We start from the raw sequence: 20,124 nt of genomic DNA on the forward strand, positions 1-20,124 counted from the left end.
AATATATATGCCGAAAAAAGAAAGATATGCTTTGAAACCACTCACAAACCCGGACCCGTTCAAATCAATAAAGCCTTCCCGTTATCCGGAAAGACTGTCCCGGTTTCGTATTAATCGATGTGCTTCAATAGTTCATTTCTCTTGATTTTCTTGTTACTTCCCGCCGGATGGTTGTGAAGCAGATATTGTTGCAAACGCTCAGTCCATTTCGCTTGGTATCCGTCGATTTGTCTGATCTGCTTCATAAATTCATCAATCGTGTCATGATCAACCATTTCAATGGGTTGGGGAATGTATTTTTCATTTGCGTGATCATATGCCCGCCATATGGTATAACAAATGGCGTACATTGCACACACCCAAATCTGCTCTTCTTGCGGATCATCGGTCAGCTCAAGATAGATCGACACCCCCGTGTCATTTTCATTGTCAAACTCGAAATAAATATCATCCGCACTGTGTTTTTTCTTCTCCACCCATTCCCAACACATGCCAATCGTCTTTTTCAACTGCGGATAACCCTTTGTTCCTTTCAACCGGTTGATCAGTTTTTCTGTTAAAGCCAATAAATAAGCCGGCCCGGCGTCATCATGAACGTTTGAAATCCATTTCATGGGTATCACCTGTTTATCTTTTCATTTCTGATTTATGCAAAAACCTGCGGGCAGGAATCAATATATCAAAAATCAATTCATCAACTTCACTCAGTGCTTCCCTTTTGATTCTTCCTGCTTCCCGCCGGATGGTTGTGAAGCAGATATTGTTGCAAACGATCCCTCTCCACTTATGGTCATAAAAAAGCCGCTTTGATCTGAGTGGCATGCACCAAATTATCCTTCAAATGTCCTTTTCTTTAAAAGTAACAATCCATTACCGATCAGCAACAAATCCATGAGCAACCAAGCCACGGAATAAGATTGCATATCCACGATAAACCCGAAAACAGCCGGAGCCAGGATGATGGCCACTTGGTTGAGTGTGAGCGCATAGCTGACCATCAATCCGTCTGCCTGAGGCGGGGCGTTCTCGGCCACTGCCAAAAGAAAGGAACTGAACCATCCGATGCCAAAAAAGCCCAGCCATGCCGACAAGAGAAAGAGAACCCACACAGGCAGAGACGCGGGAAGGAAAATCAAAACAGAGACGCCCAACACGGATGCCCAGATGGAAAGATGAAGCGGATATTTCCTGTTTCCGCCCCACCACTTGTCACTGATGTAAGCCAGCACAATCCTCCCTGCCATTCCGCTCAGCAAAGCCGTGGATAACAGCTGTCCCGCGTGAACCAGTTCCACATTGGTCTCATTGCTGAAGAAGATCATCAAATGGCCCACCAAAACCATTTGAAGGGAAACCATGATGATCCCGGTGCATAAAACCGGAAACATTTTTTTATTTTCGGCAATCTCTTGGATCTTTTCTTTGAATTGTGCATTGCGGTTGTTTTGGCTTTGGCGCGGAAGAGGCGGATCACGGTATAAAACCAAGAACAACAAGCCACCGAAGATGGCAAGGGACGCCTGGGTATATACCGCCGTTTTCCATCCGAAATGAAAAGACAAGAACGGAAGCAACATTCCGCCGATGGCCCCTCCGATGGGAATGCCAGCCTGCCGGATGCCCATGGCCAAGCCTCTTTCCCTTTCTGAGAACCAGCGCAAAATCACCTTGCTTCCCCCGGGTTGGGCCGTTCCATACCAAATCCCGACAATCCCGAGCAATCCCAACAACAAGAAGTAATTCTCCGTAAACGATACAAAGAAAAACGAAAGCCCCAACAAAACCGAACCCAAACTGATCAGCCAGCGTTCCCCGTATTGATCCAATGCATGACCAATAAAGAGCATCGACAATAAAGGGCCGATTTGGACGGCAGAAACCAACAACCCCGCCTGGAAAGTGGTCCATCCCCATTGTTCCTGCCAAATCGCGGCCAGCGGCCCGACTCCGTAAGTGACCAACGTTGCAGAAGCTTGAGACCAAGTTGCAATCGTCAAAATCAACCACCGATAATAAGCCGGTTGTTGAGATCCCATCGTTTCCCGTTGCAAAGGCAAACGGGTGTTCATTTTGGTTCGCCCCCTTGTTTTTTGATGAGACAAAAATAAAAGATTCACATCGGACCCACCGCAAGAAAGAAAGTCCGGTACATCCCGAAAGTCCCGTTTTCCGCCTCCAGCTCTTCCCTGCTCCGCATGTTTCCTGCCGGATCTTATTGTTACTTCCGGACGGATAATTTTGCAAAAGATATTGTTACAAACGTTCCGCCCATTGCTCTTGGTATCCGTTAATTTTATTCACTTTGTCCGTAAACTGATCAATCATTTCATCACTTTCCAACTCCCAACACCTGTCCATCGCTTCCCTTGCTTCTTGAAACCATTCACGGCCGGATATTTTGTACACGATCTTTTCGGACAAAGCCAATAAATAAGCCGCTTTTGCATCGGTGTTTACTTTTTTATACCACTTCACTTTCTGTTGCCCTCCCTGTGTCATCCAACCGGCCTCCGCCTTTAAAAACAAAAAATTTATATTTATATTTTAAATCAGATAAGTCCGCAAATCATCCCCTCTCCGATTTTCACGCTCAATAAAAAATCGAGAGCTGAATTTCTCAGCTCCCGGCTTTCCGATGATATGCATATCAGCAAATCAAACCATCTTCCACTTGCTCAAGAATCACCGCCCAATAGGTTTCTTCCTCTCCCAAAGCTTTTGGATCGAATTGATGAAATTGTCGTTTGATCTCCCCGACGATCCCCCGAATTCTTTCTTCATCCCCCGTCTCCATCGAATCGATCAGTTGCGGCTGGTGACGCAGATAAATTTTGAGAAACATCAGAAATGTGGAAAGGTCCGCGTTCATCCACCTTTTTCCTTTGGCAAAGAAGGAATCCAAATAATACAAACAATCCGTCTGGCAATGGATCCCGATTTCATTTCCTTCATTCTCAGCGATCATCAAATAGTCCTCACCCTCATGATCCCTTTTCATTTTGGGCTGATCATAAAAATGAAGATAAAAAGGGCTTCCTTTCACCTTCTCAGAATCCAGCGGCAACCCGACCGATGATAAGAACGTCAGAGTTGAATCGGACAAACCGGATTGGGGCAGCTGTTCATGATGAAACGGAACCAGTTGGTCTTTCCAAAACGCTTTTAATTCTTTAGTCAACTCAGCCATGGATCCAGCCTCCCTGTTTATGCATTCCAACACTTTTGAACATCTGGATGTCCCAGTCTGTTATTTCATTATTTCTTTGACTGATTTTTTAAGTTCATTGACTCCTTTCCTCCTTGACTCTCTGGTGTTTCCGTATTCAAAACTATAAGTAACTTTGGCATTTGGAAAATTTTTATCGATAAACGGTTGGCACATTCCACCCGGGATCACGCAAGGCTCCAGTTCCGAATAGATTCGGGTTACCTGCTCAGGATGTATTCCTTCTTGTTCCAATTCTCTGGCGATTTTTCTCTCAGAATGTCCATAACCACTTTCTTTTATGATGATTTTGTATTCGCCATTTTGGATATATTCAAAGACGGCTACGTTTCTTCCTGAGCTTAGATTGTTCTTTTTCCGGTAAGCTTGGACAATTTGACTTAAATCGGATTCTCCGTACTGTATTTTTCCAGTGAGATTGACATGAGGACTCCGCATCTCATCCGGAATGGTTTTGGAATCCAATACTTTTAAACATGAACCGGGGATTTCAATAGAGGCAAGATAACCTGCCGATGTACGGTTTCCCACACACCCGTCCACTTTCATGATGATGTTTTTGACAATCGGGGTTTTGCCCAGAATCGGTTCCAGTGAAGTGAAAGCTTTATAGACCGCCGGAGTGGCAAAATGAACCACTGCAACGGCACCAGCTCCAAAAACGCCGGCCATAATGGCATTAAGCACATTGATATTCCGGTTATGAAGGATATCATCTGCCACACTGGTTCCGGCACCCTCGACGGCTCCGATAAGCCCGGTTCTGGAAAACATTTTTTGAAACGGACCAGGCAACTTAGGAAGCAGTTGTTGTCCTCCCCGGAGAACAGCACCCAAGCCCGGGGTATTTTTCAAACCCATGATCAACTTTTGACCAATGCCGGATGCCAGTCCTTTGGCAAGACCTCCGGCAATGCCAAATCCCAAAACCCCAAGCACTCCACCGATGGCCGCCTCCATGAAAGTGTCCTTATTAATTCCGCCATTCAGACCGGCACTAACCAGAAAGGAAATCCCCATTCCCCACAGAATGGAAGCTCCCAATCCGGACGTGAGCGGAAAAAAACATAAGACAATGCCAATGACCAAAACAACAGCACAAGCAATATATTCTTTATATTTTTTCACCCATTCCCAAACTGTTGACAGCGCATCCACAACAACTTCCGCCATTTTGGAACAAATCTCAGTTAACCAATCCCAAAAGGCAGCGGCTTTCGCTTTGAGCCATTCCCATGATCCGGAAATTTTGTCCCCCAACCAGTCCACGATCTCTGACAATGGTTCGGTAATCTGATCCACAATTCCTTTCTGTTCATCGACCGGAGGGGACGAAACAGGCTGTTCCTGTTGAATCGGTTCTTTCTGTTCAAATTGGTCAAACTCGTCATTGACAGTGGGAACTTGAATGCCGTCTGCCAGCACCACACCTTGATGCCAAAAACCAATACCTGACAATGCCATCAAACTAATTAAAAGATATTGAATCAGTCTCTTCGCCATTGTCCTTTGGTTACGAAAACCCGTAACCCCATTCCTCCTTTTCCTTTCAACCGAAGAAATGGATGATTATTAATTTTATGAAATTTCTGTCCTTATTACAAGATTATTTCATTATCCCCCATACAAAAGCACCTGCAACAAGCAGGTGCTTTAATCCACAAACTGTTTATCAACCACCTGTCCGAATACCCCGGCGTCCTGTCCAAAAACCTTCCGGATCGATCGAGCGGAGGGTTTTCAGTTCTTTTCCGGAAGGTGGCGGGGTTTCGGTAAGCGAGTCAAACCGCTTTAACGGCCAGTCGGTGTTTTCTTGCACTTGTTCAAAAGCGACGCCGGGATGAATGGTTGCAAGCATCAATTCTTTGGTTTCAGGATCCGGCTTTAAGACCCCCAAATTGGTGATTAAAGCGGATAATCCTCCCCAGGGCAATCCCACGGATTCCCGCCATCCGCTCCCATTGCCGAACCCGGGGGAAGTGATGTAGTCCACACGGTCGGTGAGTCTCCGCTTTTCATGGTTCATGATGGCCAACAACCGGTTGGAAAGCGAGGCGATATCCGCCGCTCCCCCGCTTCCGGGCAGTTTCACCTTGGGAGTTGTGGTCCCTCCGAGATAGGAGGTATTGATATTTCCGTAACGGTCGATTTGCGCCCCGCCGATGAACCCGACATCGACACATCCTTGTTGCATGAGAAACATCAAGTGATTGGTGGAGGTACACCACTGGGCTCCTGTCACATTGGGAGGATCCCCCATCGTGTATAACAGTTCATCGGAAGGCTCGTCCCGGACGATACCGCATTCGAAAAATCCGATGGCGTCGGGAGCATGCAGTTTTTTGGCCACGGCAAAAGCCAGCATCGGGAGCCTCATCCCGACAAAGACGACATCTTTGTCCCGGATTTCCCTCGCTGCGGCAATCACCATCAGTTCTTCGGTGGTATAATCCATTTCCCCACTCCCTCTCCGGCATTATTCGTAAGCATAGTTCACTTCTGCCGCCAACGCTTTTTTCGTTATCTTCAGCCTCTCCCAACGGCTTCCGAGCAACCGGAGGTATTCCTCATGGGAAGAAACCGACAAGACCCATTGGTTCAGCCACTTCCGAAAACCTTCTTCATCCCTGCTCTCTTGATGGTAATCGTGAAAGAAGGAATGATCCCGTTGATAATATCCCGGCATGGGGGAGGGATGGCAAAATCCCGGACAATGCACCACGGCCGACACTTTGAAGCCGGGAACCAGCAATCGGTTGGGGTCGCTGGTAATCACGTCGCCCGGCACGATTTCTTCCGCCAGCAAAATCACTTTTTTGCTCGCCAGGGCGGCTTCTTGCGCCACGCCGAGATTTCCCCAGAGGTGCGCATTCCCAAATTCATCCGCGCGCTGTACGCCCAAAATGGCGACATCCGGCGTCAGGGCGGGTACATACACCAGTTTTTCCTCCCCGAGCGGAGAAGTGCCGACCTGAAGCTTCGGATTGGTTTTGAGAAGATCCGATCCCAGCAACGACCGGGTCGGCAAAAACGGAACTCCCATTGCTCCGGCCAACAGGGCCAAACCGATGGTAAAATTGCTGTGATCCTCCACTTTGAGGGGGCGGGGAATCCCTTTTTCCATCGCCCGGCGGTAATTGTAACCAAGGCCCGCACTCACATTGCCGGACCACGCGGCAATCAGGCGGTCCACCACACCGGCGCCAATCATCACATCAAACAAAATATCGGAGATGGGCGCAATTAACGTTAAATTTTCTTTTTTCTGACGAATCAACTCATAAGCGGCCGCAAACGGAATCATCGCCTCCAGACAGGCGCCCATCATAACCGATTCGCCATCTTTCACCAAGTCTGCCATGGCTTGTTCCAAACTCATGCGTTTGGTCTGACGCATTCATCTTTCACCACCCGTCACCTGAGTCATCCGTTTCAAACGTAAACTCTTGCCGTTTGCTTCACCACATCAACGGCTGAATCCGCGCATCCAACGGATCCCGCCCAACTTTAAGCATATCATCAGATTGTCCGTAAGACCAGAACACAAAAAAGCGATCAGGATTTCTCTCCCGATCGCTTGCAACCGTCTGAAAAACCGGTTTTCTCTTCAGGCTTTTTGCGCCGTCATCAGCCATACAAAACGGTTCAGCTGTTTGAAGGCCACGGTCAACCCAGCCTGTTGGAAAGCGTTTTCCAAACGGCTCACCACCGGATAAAACTCCCGTTTCAAATCCGATGCCAGCTCGTGGAAACCGCGTTCTTCCGCTTCTTGTTGCATGTTTCGCTTCGCTTCTTCATCCCGGAAAACAGTATCGGCAAACACGATTTTGCCTCCCGGATTCAACCGGCCGGCCAACTCGCGGAGTGCCCGGTCTTTCATTTCATCCGGCAGATGATGAAAGGCATAAGTGCTCACAATCGCGTCAACCGAGGGGATTTCCTCCGGGACATCCAAAAAGTGTCCTTCATACAGCTTTAAATCCGGCACTTTTTCTTTTGCCTTTTTCCGCATCGCTTCCGATGGCTCGATACCGATCACCCGGTAACCGGAATTTAAGAGCAAACGGGACAAATTTCCGGTGCCGACACCAAACTCCAACACCAGACTTTGTTCCGGAAGTTGAAGAGCATCCACTACCGCTTTCAAAATGTCGGAATATCCTTCAAACACCTCTTTATATTCCTCATGGCCGCCGAAAACGGTTTCATCATAATGGTCGGCCCATTCATCAAACAAATCATTAAATAATGCTTCTGTCATATCCATGCCTCCCGGGCAAACGCCAATAAATCTCATCAAAATAGTGTGTTTTTATTTGATATTAACAGAATATACCTTTGGATACAATCCCTTTCTTTGATGATATTCCTATGCATATTTGCCGGTCCCCGTGTCTTTCCGGACTCCCGCTATCTGCCCAAAAAAAGAGCCATTTCATCTTTGCGACAAAACGGCTCTGCTATGTATCAGGAGATCCTCCGGTTTAATAACTGATCAGTGCGGCCATCAAAATTCCGGCTGCAATATGGAGTCTGGATGAGAAAATCGCCACGGCCACATTGCCTTTGGGGATTTCCTTCAACACACTAAACGGCGCAAACCAGTGGAACAGGAAAAAGATCGCCAAATGAAACAAAATCCCCACGACTCCCCAGATGATCAGATCCACCAAGTTCACGGAATTAAAAATGGCAGAAGCCACCACAATGACCAACCCCAACACTTTTCCGCCCAAATCATGGGCCGCCGCTTTAGCCGCCCGCACTTTGGTGTCATCCTCCGTATCCGCTCCGGCGCGGATCAACCCGATTTCACGATAAGGCGTTGACCACAAAAACAACAAATAACCCAAAAGCACAAGCGGAATGGAAACGCCGAGATAATAAATAAAATTCAAAAAATATCCCCATTGAGCCACTGTTGTTCCTCCTCTCTTCAGGCTTCTTTCCATTATACAAATTTTTCGTTCCCGGGCCTGCCTGTTTAAGATTCGTTTCCGCTTTCCTTTTCCCCGCGCAGGATTCCCCGGACTTCCATCAAAATTTCCCCCAACCGGTTTTTTCCTTTTCCGTCGGGGCCACATCCCCAATAACGATCCACCGGTGTCTTTTCAACAATCCGTTCATCTCCGGTGGACAACAAGATTTCCCGGATCTTCTTGTGGGTTTGAAACTTTTTGAGAACGGCTTTCCGCATGATGTCATCTTTTACTTCTTCCCAATCATCCCGCAAAGGCAACCTTCGATCCCGTCCGGTATTGGCCGCTTCCATCGGACTTTTGGCCAACCGGACTTTTTCTTCATATGGCGTCCCGGCAAATTTTTGCGCCTGAAAATAATGCTCACTTGTCGGCCACCATTTCCCATCCAACCTGAAGCCGTGCGGAGAAAAATTGGAAAAACAGCCATATGGTTCATTTACCCGGTAAAAATAAATCGTCATGATGCCACCTGCCCTTGAGCAAAAAATAGACCACTCAAATTATATCATGCAGATACGAATAAGGATTAGCTTTATGATCTCTGATCATATGATTTGCCAGAAATATAAAACCGAAAATGTCCAAAGTAATTGACATCCTGTGATGAATTGTTAAACTGTAAATGTCCAATTCTTTTGACACGGGTGATACGGTTGAAAAACAAAATCAAAGAAATCCGCAAAAAGCTGGGGCTCACTCAAGAGCAACTTGCCAAGGCTTGCGGAGTGGCGAGACAAACAATCAATTGCATCGAAAATGATAAATACGACCCCACGCTGGAATTGGCATTCAAATTATCCAAAGTTTTAAAGGTAAAGGTGGATGAGTTATTTATCTATGAGTAAATTTCACGCAGGTTATACCATTACCATGAAAGACATTGTAAGAGAAGGCCATCCGATCCTTCGCAAACGCACGCGGGAAGTGAACGTGCCTTTGTCCAAAGAGGATCAAGAAACATTGATCTGTATGATGAACTTCTTGAAAAACAGCCAAGACCCCGTGTTGTCCAAAAAGTATCAACTGCGGGCAGGTGTCGGCTTGTCCGCCAATCAAATCGGCTTGAACAAACGCATGTTTACGGCTTACTTCGCGGATGAGGAAGGGACGGAACACGAATATGCCCTCGTCAATCCAAAGATCATCAGCCATTCCATTATGATGGTGTATTTGCCGCAAGGGGAAGGCTGCCTCTCCGTCGACCGGGATGTAAAGGGCTTTGTCCCCCGTTACGAATGGGTCAAGGTCAAAGCATTTAATTTAGAAGGCAAAGAAGTCACCTTGAAATTGAAAGGTTATGCTTCCATTGTCATTCAACATGAGATCGATCACCTGAACGGAATCATGTTTTATGATCGAATCAATAAAGAAAACCCTTTTCAAGTGCCGGACGACTGCCGGAGCCTTTTTTAACATCTGTTCAAAAAGAAATTGCCGGTTGAAACACTTCAACCGGCAATTTTTTATCGGATTTCTTCAAAACGACCGTAACCCACAGCCGTCTTGGCCCCGGCCCCGGTCCAACTCATCGCTTCTTTCAACCAATGAACCACTTTGTCCACGTCTTTTATGTTTTTTTCCTCACGGGGAGCAACCGCAAAGAGAAATGGCTGATTTTCGTCCACGGCCAAAAAAGGAATGGGAATGGGGTTCTCCCATTCTCTCGGAGAAATATTTCCCGGATCCGTGTAGTATTTTGAAAAGTGTGGGGTCATCACATCTTCCACCAACTGGATTGGAGTTGCCGGAATGGCATCAAAAAAGATGACACTTCCTGCTTGGCGGTTATTTTCGTTTTGTTCCGAACCAGTCCGGTCACTCCCAAAGATCTGTTGAATATCTTTTGGATCATTCTCCTCATAAAACTCCGCCCAAGTCCGGACAACACCTTTGACCGAAGAACCCGGAAAATAGGGAACCCCCAGTGCGGTCTCCCATACTTTATCGGCACATTTGTCATTGACAACTGATACAAATAGTGAAGAATGATGATCCAGGATGGTATGGCTTTGTTCATCGTTCGGATCATGGTTCACCACGAAATTATTCCAGCATCTTGTTAAATTCTCTTCCCAATCTTCAAGTGATTTGGCGTTATGTAAAATCGGGAAATCATTATCGATCATGGATTGAAGCTTTTCACAATTTTTCGCTTCACATTTTTCCAAAGCAATCGTCCCGTATCCGCGACGGACTTTTGCTCCCACACCTCCAAAATGGCCGAGCAGCCAAATGCTGGCCAGAAGTCCCCGCCAATCTGGATCCGGTTTTTTACCTTGTTTTAAATGAGGTCGTAAAAGAAATTCGATTTCAAAACTTTTATCCTTATAAAAATCTGAGTTTCCTTTTCCCTTGGTTTTTTCTATAAACCGCATCAAAAAAGCCGATTGTCCGGCTTTTCCATTGGCACCGCCAAACAGATACTCTTCTTGAGTGATCCCGAGTGGTTTCACCTTTTTCTTATAATGCGGATTGGCAGCCCGGTACCAATACCGAAGCTCTCCTTTAATGGAGTCATCACACGAAACCTGGCTGTAATCCTGGGATGCTTCATGTGCTCAGCCCTCCTTTTTTTCAGGGAGTGCATGGATATATGTAAAGATATGGCCTAATAAGGTCACTGAGGAGTTGGAAGGGGTAAACCATCCATATTTGTTAAGTGATTTTATATCATCATTTGAAATCTTTTTTTTCGGATCATCAGTATAAACAATAATCGGAATATCCGATTTCTCTTTAGTAAGTAATTGAGTTACTTCTCTGATTCTTAAATCATCACTTTGATTTTCATTGTTGTAATAGAAAACAAGTATATCAATATCTCTCAATCTATTTTTAATTTCCCCTTTAGGAATTTGTTCTGGATTTTCCCCTAATGAAATATATTCAGGTTTCCTTACCCCACGTTTAGTCATCGCAGGATCCAGATATTTTTTCATATTTTTCAAGTCTTCCTCTGAGCCGAGCACCATCACCTTCACTTCTTTATATCGCCGTTCGTTTTGTATTAACCGCTCTAAATCATCCACTCTTTGGTTTAATTTATTTTCTTGCACAAATTGATTCCATTTCTTATTGAGTTCTGTTTCTATTTCTAATCGTTGCTTCTCAAATTTTTTAATAGCAGTTTCCTTTAATTCTGCAAAAGCTTGTTCCATTTTCTGACGTAAATTTTTGGGAAATGTATAAATTTCAGTACCAATAGCAAAGCTTAAAACTCCTCCCATAAGAGATAAAAACATAAAAACCTTATCCCATTCTCTTTCTACAAACGCACGGTAATCGTCCATGTCCTTATCTGCTGATTTTTTAAATTCCTTGATCTGCTCTTTTAAAAAGTTGTACTCATCATTTTTGGTTTTCAGCTTTTCGACTTAGAGCGAAGGCTTTCCACTTCTTTTCTTAACGCTTCCACATCCTGAGATTCTTGAGCTTGTCCTTCTGCCGGAATCAGGAAAACTCCGGAAAGCATCAGGACTGTCAGTAAAAGCAGAAAGTGTTTTCGCATCTTTCTCCTCCTCTCACATCGACAAAAATTTTGTTTTAATATAATAAAACATAAACATTTAAAAATTATCCAACGCTTTTTGTAAAAAACCCTCTTTTCTTTACAAATCAGTCAAAATCAAAATGAATTTGATAAAATTAAATTCCTTCTCTTTAGCGAAAAAAGCCGGATTTCATCGTTTATAAGCTTGTTGCCACTTTGCAACCACATAAATATTTCACAACATCCGATTTGTCACTGTTTCAAATCCTCACATAAAAATTAATAAACCAAAAAGATACCGGATCGATGTCATTCCCCGCAAGAATTTGAAGAATACGGAGAAAAAATGGTTAAATCCTTTTGGATCAAGAATCATAGCAATCGAATTTTGATGAAAATTTTTGTATATATTATATTTTCATAATATAATCGTTTTATGGCTTACGGGAATCAAAAAGAAGGGGGAAGTCCAATGAAAATCCAAGGCAACGCCACTTTTAACAGCTCCAAAAGCCAAGTCAATATTGCCAGTGATCAGGCAACCATTCACGCCTCTTATTCCCAATCATCCCAAGAAGACCTCATGGAAAAATTATGGATCGCTCTTCAAAAGTTGCACGAAGCATTGGTAAACGTGCCCAACCCTGACAAAGAATTGGTAAAACTGAGTGCCACGACGGAGGACCTCTTGGAAGAAATGAAAAACGATGAAGTCTCCAAGAGCAAACTGACACGCTTCCGGGAAAAAATTGAAAACATCCATCCAGAGCTTCAATTGGGTTCCACTTTGCTTGCAGCCATCAGCACCGCCAGTGATGTAATTCAAACGATCACAAATACATAGAAAGAGTGATGAACATGGGGAAAATCAATACCAAAGAATTAAAGGATTATTTGTATTGTCCGGAATACTGGTTCAAACGAAAGACGGATAATGAATATCAATGGAATATTGATATATCTGCTCAACGAAGGCGATATGAAAAACGAAAAAAGCGTTATGAGCATTATCAAAAGCTAAAAAAGGACCTCTTTTACGCCAAGAAAAGAGCAAAGACGAAAAAGCGTAAACGTCACACCAAAAAGAAAAGACCAAATGAGCCAATCATTTTCCTAGGTTCCTTACTCCTGGCTATGTTGGTCCTCAAATCGTATGTGTTATATATCTTTCTGACCGGATTAGTAATCGGGGTGCTCTGGTGGCTCCATAAGAACTGGAAACAGTGGACGGTCCGCATCCTGGAGAAACAATTGGATCCATACCGGCTGCTTTTGAAAGAATTAAAAATCAACCCTTCATTGGTTCTCTATGATTTTTCATCAAAACCTCCCCTTGGTACCAAACTGGAGGTGACTTATGAAGGAAACAAATTTTATATCCACTTGGATCGTTCCAATGATAAAATCCCCGGCTATCTCCGGTACAGCAAAAAAAGTGATCTCATTGAATTGGCCGCCCAAATGAAAATCTTCCATTCACATTTTTTCACAGATCACATCATCGGCCAAATTAAATATCAAAACGAAACCAAAACAATTCTTTGGAAAAAAGAAAAAAAGCTGACGAAAAAAATGAACACTTTATTAAGTGGAGTCAATGAGATTGTTCATCAAGTGGAAGGCGGCCTGCACAAAAACTCAAAACCTTTGCCCTTTCGCTGTGCGCAATGCCCCATTCAGTCCGAATGTCAATCCTGCACTATCTATCCAAAAGCCAGAACCTCTCCGAATGAAGCAGTGGAAAAAACTTATGAACAATTCGTCGAAACTGCCTCCAAATTGCTTTCCACCTCCAAAAAACACTGGCAAAACGATGCAAAAGAACTGTTCAACGTCATCCAATCCTCTGCGTCCATTCAAAAAATCATCCAAAAGCACTGCACTTCCAGTCGTTCCTTTGACATCGAAGAGTTAATTGAAACAGCCGCGTTCCACAAAACCCGATTATTTAACACCACATTAAGCAAAAAAGACGAATTGTCCTTAGCTTACCAACTGCTCCAATATATTGCTTATAAAGGGCGCAGCTTCAAGCAAAAAACCATGGAAGATTTGGCGGGGGCTTATGGTTTCACCAAATGGTACGATCACCGAACCCACAGTGATCAAACCATCCGCTCCTTTTTCAACACCGTCATGAACCGGTTGATCCAAACCATTGAATCTGAATTGCAAAAGCAAATTCCCAAAGAAAAAATGGAACAAGTCATTTTCAACCTGAACCGAAGCCACCTGAATATTGCCTCGGATCTTGCAACCATTCGTGCAAAAATGCGTGTGGATGATGACTTTAGAGATGAAGAGGAAGAAGATGCAGATAAAAAGGATGGAGAAATGGAAATCTCGACGAAAAAGCAGTTTGCAAACCATCTGCGTTAAATAACAGACCTCCGTCTTGTTCAGACGGAGGTTTTGCACTAAAATAAAGAAACAATTTGTCAATTCATTATTTTTTCATAAAGGAGCAAAAATTATGCTTTCAACCAATCGAATTTATATCAGAAAGTTAGAACTTTCCGATGCCGAAGCGTTGTATGAATTGAGAACCCGCAATCTGAAATATTTCCAGCCGTTTGAACCCATCCGGCCCGACGCTTATTACACGTTGGAAGGGCAAAAAGAAAAAATCGAAAAAAACCTTCGGAAGTGGGAAAACGACTCGGGATACAGTTTCGGTATTTTCCTGGCCTCCACGGATCAATTGATCGGCCAAGTCAATCTGAGCCATATTGTTCGCGCAGCTTTTCAAAATGCCACCATCGGTTATTTGATGGATCATTCGATGCAAAGAAAAGGATATACAACAGAAGCCGTCACTTTGGCTTTGGACTTCGCTTTCAACCAAGCCGGTTTACATCGCGTTGAAGCCGCGATCATGCCTCGAAACACCGCTTCCATCCGGGTGGTCGAAAAAGTGGGCTTTCTTTATGTCGGTCTCTCCAAATACTATTTACAAATCAACGGTGTCTGGGAAGACCATCACATCTATGCCATCACGCAGGAAACGTGGCAGGAGAAATCATTGAATAACTAAATGCTGAAAACAATGACCGCAAATCGTTTATTTCCTTTCCTTTAAATAGCGGACCGGAACATGATCTGTCAACCAAACCCCATTGGCAGAACGAAAAAAGACATATCCTTCCTTATGCATCTCCTTTGCCAGAACAACCAAAATGACAGGTTTTCCGTGTCTGCTTCCCACCTTACGGGCCACATCCGGATCCCCGGATAAATGCACATGATGCCGTTTTCCTTTCACCAGTCCCTTTTGACGGATGGAATGAAGAAAACGTTCCGCCGTTCCATGATACAACCGATCCGGCGGTTGCACCGGCTTGAGATTTAAATTGACCGCGATGGAATGCCCTTGATTCGCGCGGATCTTTTGTCCATCTTCACTCAAAGCAAAACGCTGCTTCTCATTCGTCGCCACAATCCGCTCCAACACCGTCCGATCCATCGGAACCCCATGGTTGCGGCATGCCGTCAAAAGCTGCTCCACATCCACCCATCCATTTTGATCCAACTCAAGACCGATCATCTCCGGCTTATGACGTAAAACTTTGCTCAGAAACTTACTCAGACGGACATCTGATTTTAACAAAACCATCAAGCTCCTTTGAACGAAAAATGACAAGTTGAATATAAACAATTTTACGAGCTGGGACAATCCTAAAAAAGAACCCGACAGATATATTGGAAAGCCTCCGTCTTGTACAGACGGGGGTTTTATTTTTGGGCAATCATTCGTTCTAATAAATCGAATTGTATAATTTAATTTATAATTAATAAAAAATATTTATTCGTCCGAATATATATTTTTAGATAATATTAGGAGGTTTCCTCATCTATGTTTATCATCGGAAAAGAATACCAGCGCAGAAAACTTCACGAACTCTATGGTGGACAACGTTATGGAGGCATTTCTACTCCAAAAAATTACCCATTTATCATGCTTTTCACAGGAGAGTCTGGACAAAACTACGGCTATAAAGATTATTGGGAAGACGGTGTTTTTTATTATACAGGCGAAGGACAAAAAGGTCCGATGCAATTTACGAAAGGTAATAAAGCCATTCGAGAACATAATGAAAACGGCAAAGACCTTTATTTATTCCAGTATGTTCGAAAAGGAGTCGTCGCGTTTGTCAATCAGTTAACTTACATCGGACATCATTTTGAAAACGATGGCCAACGTGAGATTATTGTTTTTCACCTCGCAATTTCGGATCTCGTCAATCAATGGGATGAAACCCCGATAGAATCCGAAGATTTCAAAACCAACGACCTTCATACCTTAAAAAAGATAGCACTTGATCAGCAAATAAAAACACAAAGTAGCACCATCTCTGAGGGGAAAGTGATTTACCGAAAAAGAACACTCGCGGTCAAAAAATACGCACTCGCCAGATCGAAAGGGAAATGCGAAGCATGCGGCCAACCGGCTCCTTTTATCAATAAAAAGAATGAGCCCTTTCTTGAGGTTCATCATTTAAGACGCTTATCCGATGGTGGATATGACCATCCCGAACATGTCGCAGCCATTTGTCCAAACTGCCATCGACGCGTACATAATGGGATCGATGGCAAAGATTATAACGAGAAGTTAATCCAAAAGATCCATCAAAAAGAAAAAAGGTTAAACATCAACTGTTAGTTATAAGAAAAAACAGCAAATATCCCTCTTGATCTAAGGCCACAAAGAAAAAATATTCCAAAGAACAACCATATAAACAACCTTGATCTTGTCACACCCTGTTTTTTGAATAAACAGGGTTTTTTATTTTGATGCCTTATGATAAGATCAGATTATAAATATCATATATGGAATATTAAATCACATATGTGATTTAGCGAGGTGGAAAATGTCTGTTAAATCTGCAGAACGAGTGTTACTCATTTTTGAGCTACTGGCAAATAACACTGAAGGCCTGACCATTAAAGAGATTAGTGAGAAACTCACCATCCCACAAAGTAGCACTTCCAATTTGGTTCGTACTCTTCTTCAGGCAGGGTACCTCACTCAAGATTCGCTCAAACGTTATCAATTAGGCCCCAAGCTGATCCAAATTGGAACCGTTGCTATGGATTCGTTGGATATCTCATCACAGGGAAGGCCGTATCTTAAAAAATTGATGGAAGAAGTGGAAGAAACGGTTTTTATGGCCGTCCTCTCTGGGAAAGAACTGGTCTATGTTGCCAAAATTGACAGTGATCGTTCGATTCGTACCACCGCGCAACCAGGTTATCGGAAACCTTTATATTGCACGGGTTTAGGCAAAACTTTCTTAGCATTTTTGCCAGAACCAGATCGAAAAGCATTGTTGGACGAAATCAAACTGACTCCGATCACACCCAAGACGATCACAGACAGGGAAACATTGGAAACACAACTCGAAACCTTTGCAGAACAAGGATACGCCGTGGATGATGAGGAGAATGAAGAAGGCTTGTTCTGCCTGGCTGCTCCTATCTTTGGCGTTGACCACAAGATACAAGCAGCTATCAGTGTTGCAGGGCCGAGAGAGCGAATGCTTCACCGTAAAGAACAAATCATAGAGAAACTTTCACAAACTGCATTGATCATTTCAAAAAACATTGGATATTCCCATGCACTTCACAAATAATTGGAGGCTTTTGAATGGATGTTGTCAGTATTGGAGAAACAATGGCACTGTTTACTCCCGATCAACGAGGGCCTATGAGATACGCCCGAAATTTTTCATTAAAAATGGCTGGAGCTGAAACCAATACATTGATCGGGTTAGCCAAGCTAGGGCACAAGACGGGTTGGATCAGTCGGGTTGGAAAAGATGAATTTGGCGCCTTTCTACTCCATTCAATTCGCGGAGAAGGTGTCGATACAAGTCGTGTCACTGTGGATGATCAAGCTTTGACGGGCATCTTTTTTAAAGAAATTCGAAATGAAAAAGATGTTCGTATCACCTATTACCGGAAGCATTCAGCAGCTAGCCGCATCCATCATGAGCAAATTGACGAAGACTACATCGCCAGCGCACGTTTCCTCTATCTTACCGGGATCACCCCTGCATTAAGTGAATCCTGTCGGAAAGCGATATTCTATAGCATGGACGTGGCAAAAAAACATGGCGTGAAAATTGTTTTTGATCCTAATTTGCGTCTTAAGCTTTGGAGTAAGAAGGAAGCAAGAAAAACGCTTTTATCGATGGCAGAAATGGCAGATCTGGTCCTCCCCGGTTATCAGGAAGGAATATTTCTAACGGAAACCACAGATATCAAAGAAATGGCCGATGTTTTCCATCAACTCGGAAATGAAATCGTGATCATAAAATGTGGAGAAAAAGGCGCCTACTATTCCCTTCACAATCAATCGGGATTTATTCACAGTTTTCCAGTGAAAAAAGTGATCGATCCCGTTGGGGCCGGAGATGGTTTCGCAGCGGGTGTGCTCTCAGGCTTGTTGGATGGACTCTCTATTTCCCAGTCGGTTGAAAGAGGTTGCGCCATTGGAGCCATGGTGACTACTGTTCCTGGAGATATCGAAGGGCTTCCAGATCGCGAAACATTGGAAGCGTTTTTAAAATCCGTGGACCAAGAAGATATTGAACGCTAAATAAAGGAAGGAGCTGATGGAGTGAACACTTACGCTCGCATTGTTGAGAACAAAATTGTCGCGATCATCCGCGGGGCTCATCCCTCCGATGTCATTCAAATCATCCATGCGCTAAGGGATGGCGGGATTCATGTCGTCGAAATCACGATGAACTCCCCCAAAGTGTTATCTGTTTTGGAAGCGGCTACAGACACCTTTGGTGACCAAGTTGTGATTGGAGCGGGTACGGTCTTGGATGCAGAAACCGCTCGTGCTGCGATCCTGGCTGGTGCCAAATTCATTTTATCTCCCACAACTGATGAGGAAACCATTAAAATGACCAAACGATATGGGATAATTAGCATTCCTGGTGCTTTGACACCAACGGAAATCCTTCGGGCTTATGAATATGGTGGAGATATTATCAAGGTTTTCCCAGCTACGTTGGGACCTCGATATATCAAGGACCTGCGTGGTCCCCTTCCTCAGATTCCTCTCCTTCCTACAGGCGGAATTGATCTAGATAACATCGCTCAATTTATCGAAGCAGGCGCCGTCGGTTGTGGCATCGGGAGTTCGCTCGTCAATCCCAGACAGGAAATTAATGAGGAATCACTAAAAGCGATCACGTCCAAGGCAAAACAATTTGTCTCAGCTGTAAACCATATTCATAGATAAAGGAGCGAAGTTTAATGAAAATAACAGGTTATAAATTGTTTCAAGTTCCACCCCGCTGGCTGTTTTTAAAAGTAGAAACCGATGAGGGACTCATCGGTTGGGGAGAACCAGTGATTGAAGGCCGGGCAGAAACCGTCAAAACTGCCGTTAAAGAACTAATGGAGTATTTAATTGGACAAGACCCTCTTCGGATTGAAGACCATTGGAACCTTATGTACCGCTCTAGTTTTTACCGAGGGGGACCAATATTAATGAGTGCCATTGCTGGCATTGATCAAGCCCTGTGGGATCTGAAAGGGAAATATTTTGGCATTCCCGTTTATCAATTGCTAGGTGGCGCTTGCCGGGATTCTATCCGTATTTATTCTTGGATTGGTGGCGATCGTCCATCCAATGTAGCAGATGCAGCCAAAAAAGCGGTCGAATCCGGTTTTACCGCTGTCAAAATGAATGGTACTGAGGAACTGCAAATCATTGATTCTTATGAAAAGATTGACCAAGCCGTCGAAAGGATCGCTGCAGTTCGAGAAGCTGTTGGCCCATCCGTCGGTATTGGCATTGATTTTCATGGTCGCGTCCATAAGCCGATGGCCAAAATTTTAGCCAAAGAGCTCGAACCGTATCGTCCCATGTTTATCGAAGAACCCGTATTGCCAGAAAATAATGAAGCATTAAAAGAAATTGCACAGTCTACCCATATCCCGATTGCTACGGGTGAGCGAATGTTCTCGCGCTGGCATTTTAAAAATCTTTTAATTGATGGTTATGTAGACATTATCCAACCAGACCTTTCTCATGCCGGGGGAATCACCGAATGCAAAAAAATTATTTCCATGGCTGAAGCATTTGATGTAGCCGCTGCCCCCCACTGTCCATTGGGCCCCATTGCTTTGGCAGCTTGCTTGCATGTAGATGCGACCTGCTATAACGCCTTTATCCAAGAACAAAGCTTAGGCATTCATTATAACCAAGGTAGTGATTTGCTTGATTACCTTGTTGACAAACAGGTTTTTGCATATAAAGACGGATATGTTCAGATTCCAAACGATCCCGGACTTGGTATCGAGATTGATGAAGAACACGTCAGAAAAATGGCAAAGATCGAACACAACTGGCGCAATCCCGTCTGGCGACATCGAGATGGTAGCATTGCCGAATGGTAAAACGAAAG

General features: G+C 44.1%; 24 protein-coding genes. 10 read left to right on the top strand and 14 right to left on the bottom strand.

Features of this window, described 5'->3' with window-relative positions; translation table 11 throughout:
• Positions 1-110: 110 nt before the first annotated feature.
• The 10 genes from NYE37_RS10225 to NYE37_RS10270 all read right to left on the bottom strand — a co-directional run bounded on the left by NYE37_RS10225 (position 111) and on the right by NYE37_RS10270 (position 8,672).
• On the bottom strand, positions 111-614 hold the full coding sequence (locus NYE37_RS10225; RefSeq protein WP_138615062.1) for an Imm6 family immunity protein: 504 nt from the start codon (positions 612-614) through the stop codon (positions 111-113).
• A 216-nt stretch (positions 615-830) separates the two neighbouring features.
• Positions 831-2,069 (bottom strand): MFS transporter, encoded by a 1,239-nt coding sequence (locus NYE37_RS10230; protein WP_049719855.1) that lies wholly within the window; start codon positions 2,067-2,069, stop codon positions 831-833.
• Between the two features lie 184 nt (positions 2,070-2,253).
• A complete protein-coding gene (locus tag NYE37_RS10235) occupies positions 2,254-2,475 on the bottom strand; it encodes an Imm6 family immunity protein (RefSeq protein ID WP_138615063.1) in 222 nt (73 codons plus the stop codon).
• Between the two features lie 172 nt (positions 2,476-2,647).
• Positions 2,648-3,187, bottom strand: coding sequence for an SUKH-4 family immunity protein (locus NYE37_RS10240; RefSeq protein WP_037993671.1), 540 nt, complete (start codon positions 3,185-3,187; stop codon positions 2,648-2,650).
• Between the two features lie 60 nt (positions 3,188-3,247).
• Positions 3,248-4,729, bottom strand: a complete 1,482-nt coding sequence (locus NYE37_RS10245) for a nucleic acid/nucleotide deaminase domain-containing protein (protein WP_138615064.1) — start codon at positions 4,727-4,729, stop codon at positions 3,248-3,250.
• Positions 4,730-4,898: 169 nt separating this feature from the next.
• Positions 4,899-5,681: a CoA-transferase subunit beta gene (locus NYE37_RS10250; protein WP_049719851.1), complete on the bottom strand. Its 783-nt coding sequence runs from the start codon at positions 5,679-5,681 to the stop codon at positions 4,899-4,901.
• A gap of 21 nt (positions 5,682-5,702) precedes the next feature.
• Positions 5,703-6,623: a CoA transferase subunit A gene (locus NYE37_RS10255; protein ID WP_340711969.1), complete on the bottom strand. Its 921-nt coding sequence runs from the start codon at positions 6,621-6,623 to the stop codon at positions 5,703-5,705.
• A 210-nt stretch (positions 6,624-6,833) separates the two neighbouring features.
• Positions 6,834-7,487 (bottom strand): class I SAM-dependent methyltransferase, encoded by a 654-nt coding sequence (locus NYE37_RS10260; RefSeq protein ID WP_049719849.1) that lies wholly within the window; start codon positions 7,485-7,487, stop codon positions 6,834-6,836.
• Positions 7,488-7,710: 223 nt separating this feature from the next.
• Positions 7,711-8,145 (bottom strand): DUF350 domain-containing protein, encoded by a 435-nt coding sequence (locus tag NYE37_RS10265; RefSeq protein ID WP_049719848.1) that lies wholly within the window; start codon positions 8,143-8,145, stop codon positions 7,711-7,713.
• Between the two features lie 65 nt (positions 8,146-8,210).
• Positions 8,211-8,672: an NADAR family protein gene (locus NYE37_RS10270; protein WP_340712056.1), complete on the bottom strand. Its 462-nt coding sequence runs from the start codon at positions 8,670-8,672 to the stop codon at positions 8,211-8,213.
• A 189-nt stretch (positions 8,673-8,861) separates the two neighbouring features.
• Between NYE37_RS10270 and NYE37_RS10275 the strand changes: the two genes are divergently transcribed.
• Positions 8,862-9,053, top strand: a complete 192-nt coding sequence (locus NYE37_RS10275) for a helix-turn-helix transcriptional regulator (RefSeq protein WP_037993685.1) — start codon at positions 8,862-8,864, stop codon at positions 9,051-9,053.
• Entirely contained in the window at positions 9,046-9,621 is a 576-nt protein-coding gene (def, locus tag NYE37_RS10280; protein WP_037993687.1) for a peptide deformylase, read from the top strand. Before NYE37_RS10275 ends, def begins: the two co-directional genes overlap by 8 nt.
• 50 nt (positions 9,622-9,671) lie before the next feature.
• On the opposite strand, the gene cmr6 is transcribed toward def, so the two are convergent.
• From cmr6 to NYE37_RS10295, 3 genes are all read right to left on the bottom strand, one after another.
• Entirely contained in the window at positions 9,672-10,718 is a 1,047-nt protein-coding gene (gene cmr6 / locus NYE37_RS10285) for a type III-B CRISPR module RAMP protein Cmr6 (protein ID WP_340712057.1), read from the bottom strand.
• Between the two features lie 48 nt (positions 10,719-10,766).
• Positions 10,767-11,498 carry a hypothetical protein gene (locus tag NYE37_RS10290; protein WP_049719844.1) on the bottom strand — a complete coding sequence of 244 codons (732 nt, stop codon included), beginning with the start codon at positions 11,496-11,498 and terminating at the stop codon, positions 10,767-10,769.
• 71 nt (positions 11,499-11,569) lie between these two features.
• Positions 11,570-11,716, bottom strand: a complete 147-nt coding sequence (locus NYE37_RS10295) for a hypothetical protein (protein WP_156097706.1) — start codon at positions 11,714-11,716, stop codon at positions 11,570-11,572.
• Between the two features lie 454 nt (positions 11,717-12,170).
• Between NYE37_RS10295 and NYE37_RS10300 the strand changes: the two genes are divergently transcribed.
• The 3 genes from NYE37_RS10300 (at position 12,171) to NYE37_RS10310 (ending at position 14,732) form a co-directional block, all read left to right on the top strand.
• The gene (locus NYE37_RS10300) at positions 12,171-12,542 is read left to right on the top strand and encodes a hypothetical protein (protein WP_037993692.1); all 372 of its coding nucleotides are present in this window, start codon (positions 12,171-12,173) and stop codon (positions 12,540-12,542) included.
• 14 nt (positions 12,543-12,556) lie between these two features.
• Complete coding sequence (locus tag NYE37_RS10305) at positions 12,557-14,077, top strand: hypothetical protein (protein ID WP_340711970.1); 1,521 nt, start codon at positions 12,557-12,559, stop codon at positions 14,075-14,077.
• 94 nt (positions 14,078-14,171) lie between these two features.
• Positions 14,172-14,732: a GNAT family N-acetyltransferase gene (locus NYE37_RS10310; RefSeq protein WP_170151211.1), complete on the top strand. Its 561-nt coding sequence runs from the start codon at positions 14,172-14,174 to the stop codon at positions 14,730-14,732.
• Positions 14,733-14,759: 27 nt separating this feature from the next.
• On the opposite strand, the gene NYE37_RS10315 is transcribed toward NYE37_RS10310, so the two are convergent.
• The gene (locus NYE37_RS10315; protein ID WP_445330301.1) at positions 14,760-15,305 is read right to left on the bottom strand and encodes an RNA 2'-phosphotransferase; all 546 of its coding nucleotides are present in this window, start codon (positions 15,303-15,305) and stop codon (positions 14,760-14,762) included.
• A gap of 246 nt (positions 15,306-15,551) precedes the next feature.
• On the opposite strand from NYE37_RS10315, the gene NYE37_RS10320 reads away from it, so the two are divergent.
• The 5 genes from NYE37_RS10320 to dgoD all read left to right on the top strand — a co-directional run bounded on the left by NYE37_RS10320 (position 15,552) and on the right by dgoD (position 20,116).
• Positions 15,552-16,358 (top strand): HNH endonuclease, encoded by an 807-nt coding sequence (locus NYE37_RS10320; protein ID WP_062842915.1) that lies wholly within the window; start codon positions 15,552-15,554, stop codon positions 16,356-16,358.
• A 208-nt stretch (positions 16,359-16,566) separates the two neighbouring features.
• Positions 16,567-17,328: an IclR family transcriptional regulator gene (locus NYE37_RS10325; protein WP_049719840.1), complete on the top strand. Its 762-nt coding sequence runs from the start codon at positions 16,567-16,569 to the stop codon at positions 17,326-17,328.
• Between the two features lie 14 nt (positions 17,329-17,342).
• Positions 17,343-18,296, top strand: a complete 954-nt coding sequence (locus tag NYE37_RS10330; protein ID WP_049719839.1) for a sugar kinase — start codon at positions 17,343-17,345, stop codon at positions 18,294-18,296.
• A 21-nt stretch (positions 18,297-18,317) separates the two neighbouring features.
• Positions 18,318-18,953: a bifunctional 4-hydroxy-2-oxoglutarate aldolase/2-dehydro-3-deoxy-phosphogluconate aldolase gene (locus NYE37_RS10335; RefSeq protein WP_049719838.1), complete on the top strand. Its 636-nt coding sequence runs from the start codon at positions 18,318-18,320 to the stop codon at positions 18,951-18,953.
• Positions 18,954-18,967: 14 nt separating this feature from the next.
• Positions 18,968-20,116 carry a galactonate dehydratase gene (gene dgoD, locus NYE37_RS10340; RefSeq protein ID WP_198248732.1) on the top strand — a complete coding sequence of 383 codons (1,149 nt, stop codon included), beginning with the start codon at positions 18,968-18,970 and terminating at the stop codon, positions 20,114-20,116.
• The last annotated feature ends 8 nt before the right edge of the window (positions 20,117-20,124 follow it).

The organism is Thermoactinomyces sp. FSL K6-2592 (assembly GCF_038006465.1).
GTDB lineage: Bacteria > Bacillota > Bacilli > Thermoactinomycetales > Thermoactinomycetaceae > Thermoactinomyces > Thermoactinomyces vulgaris.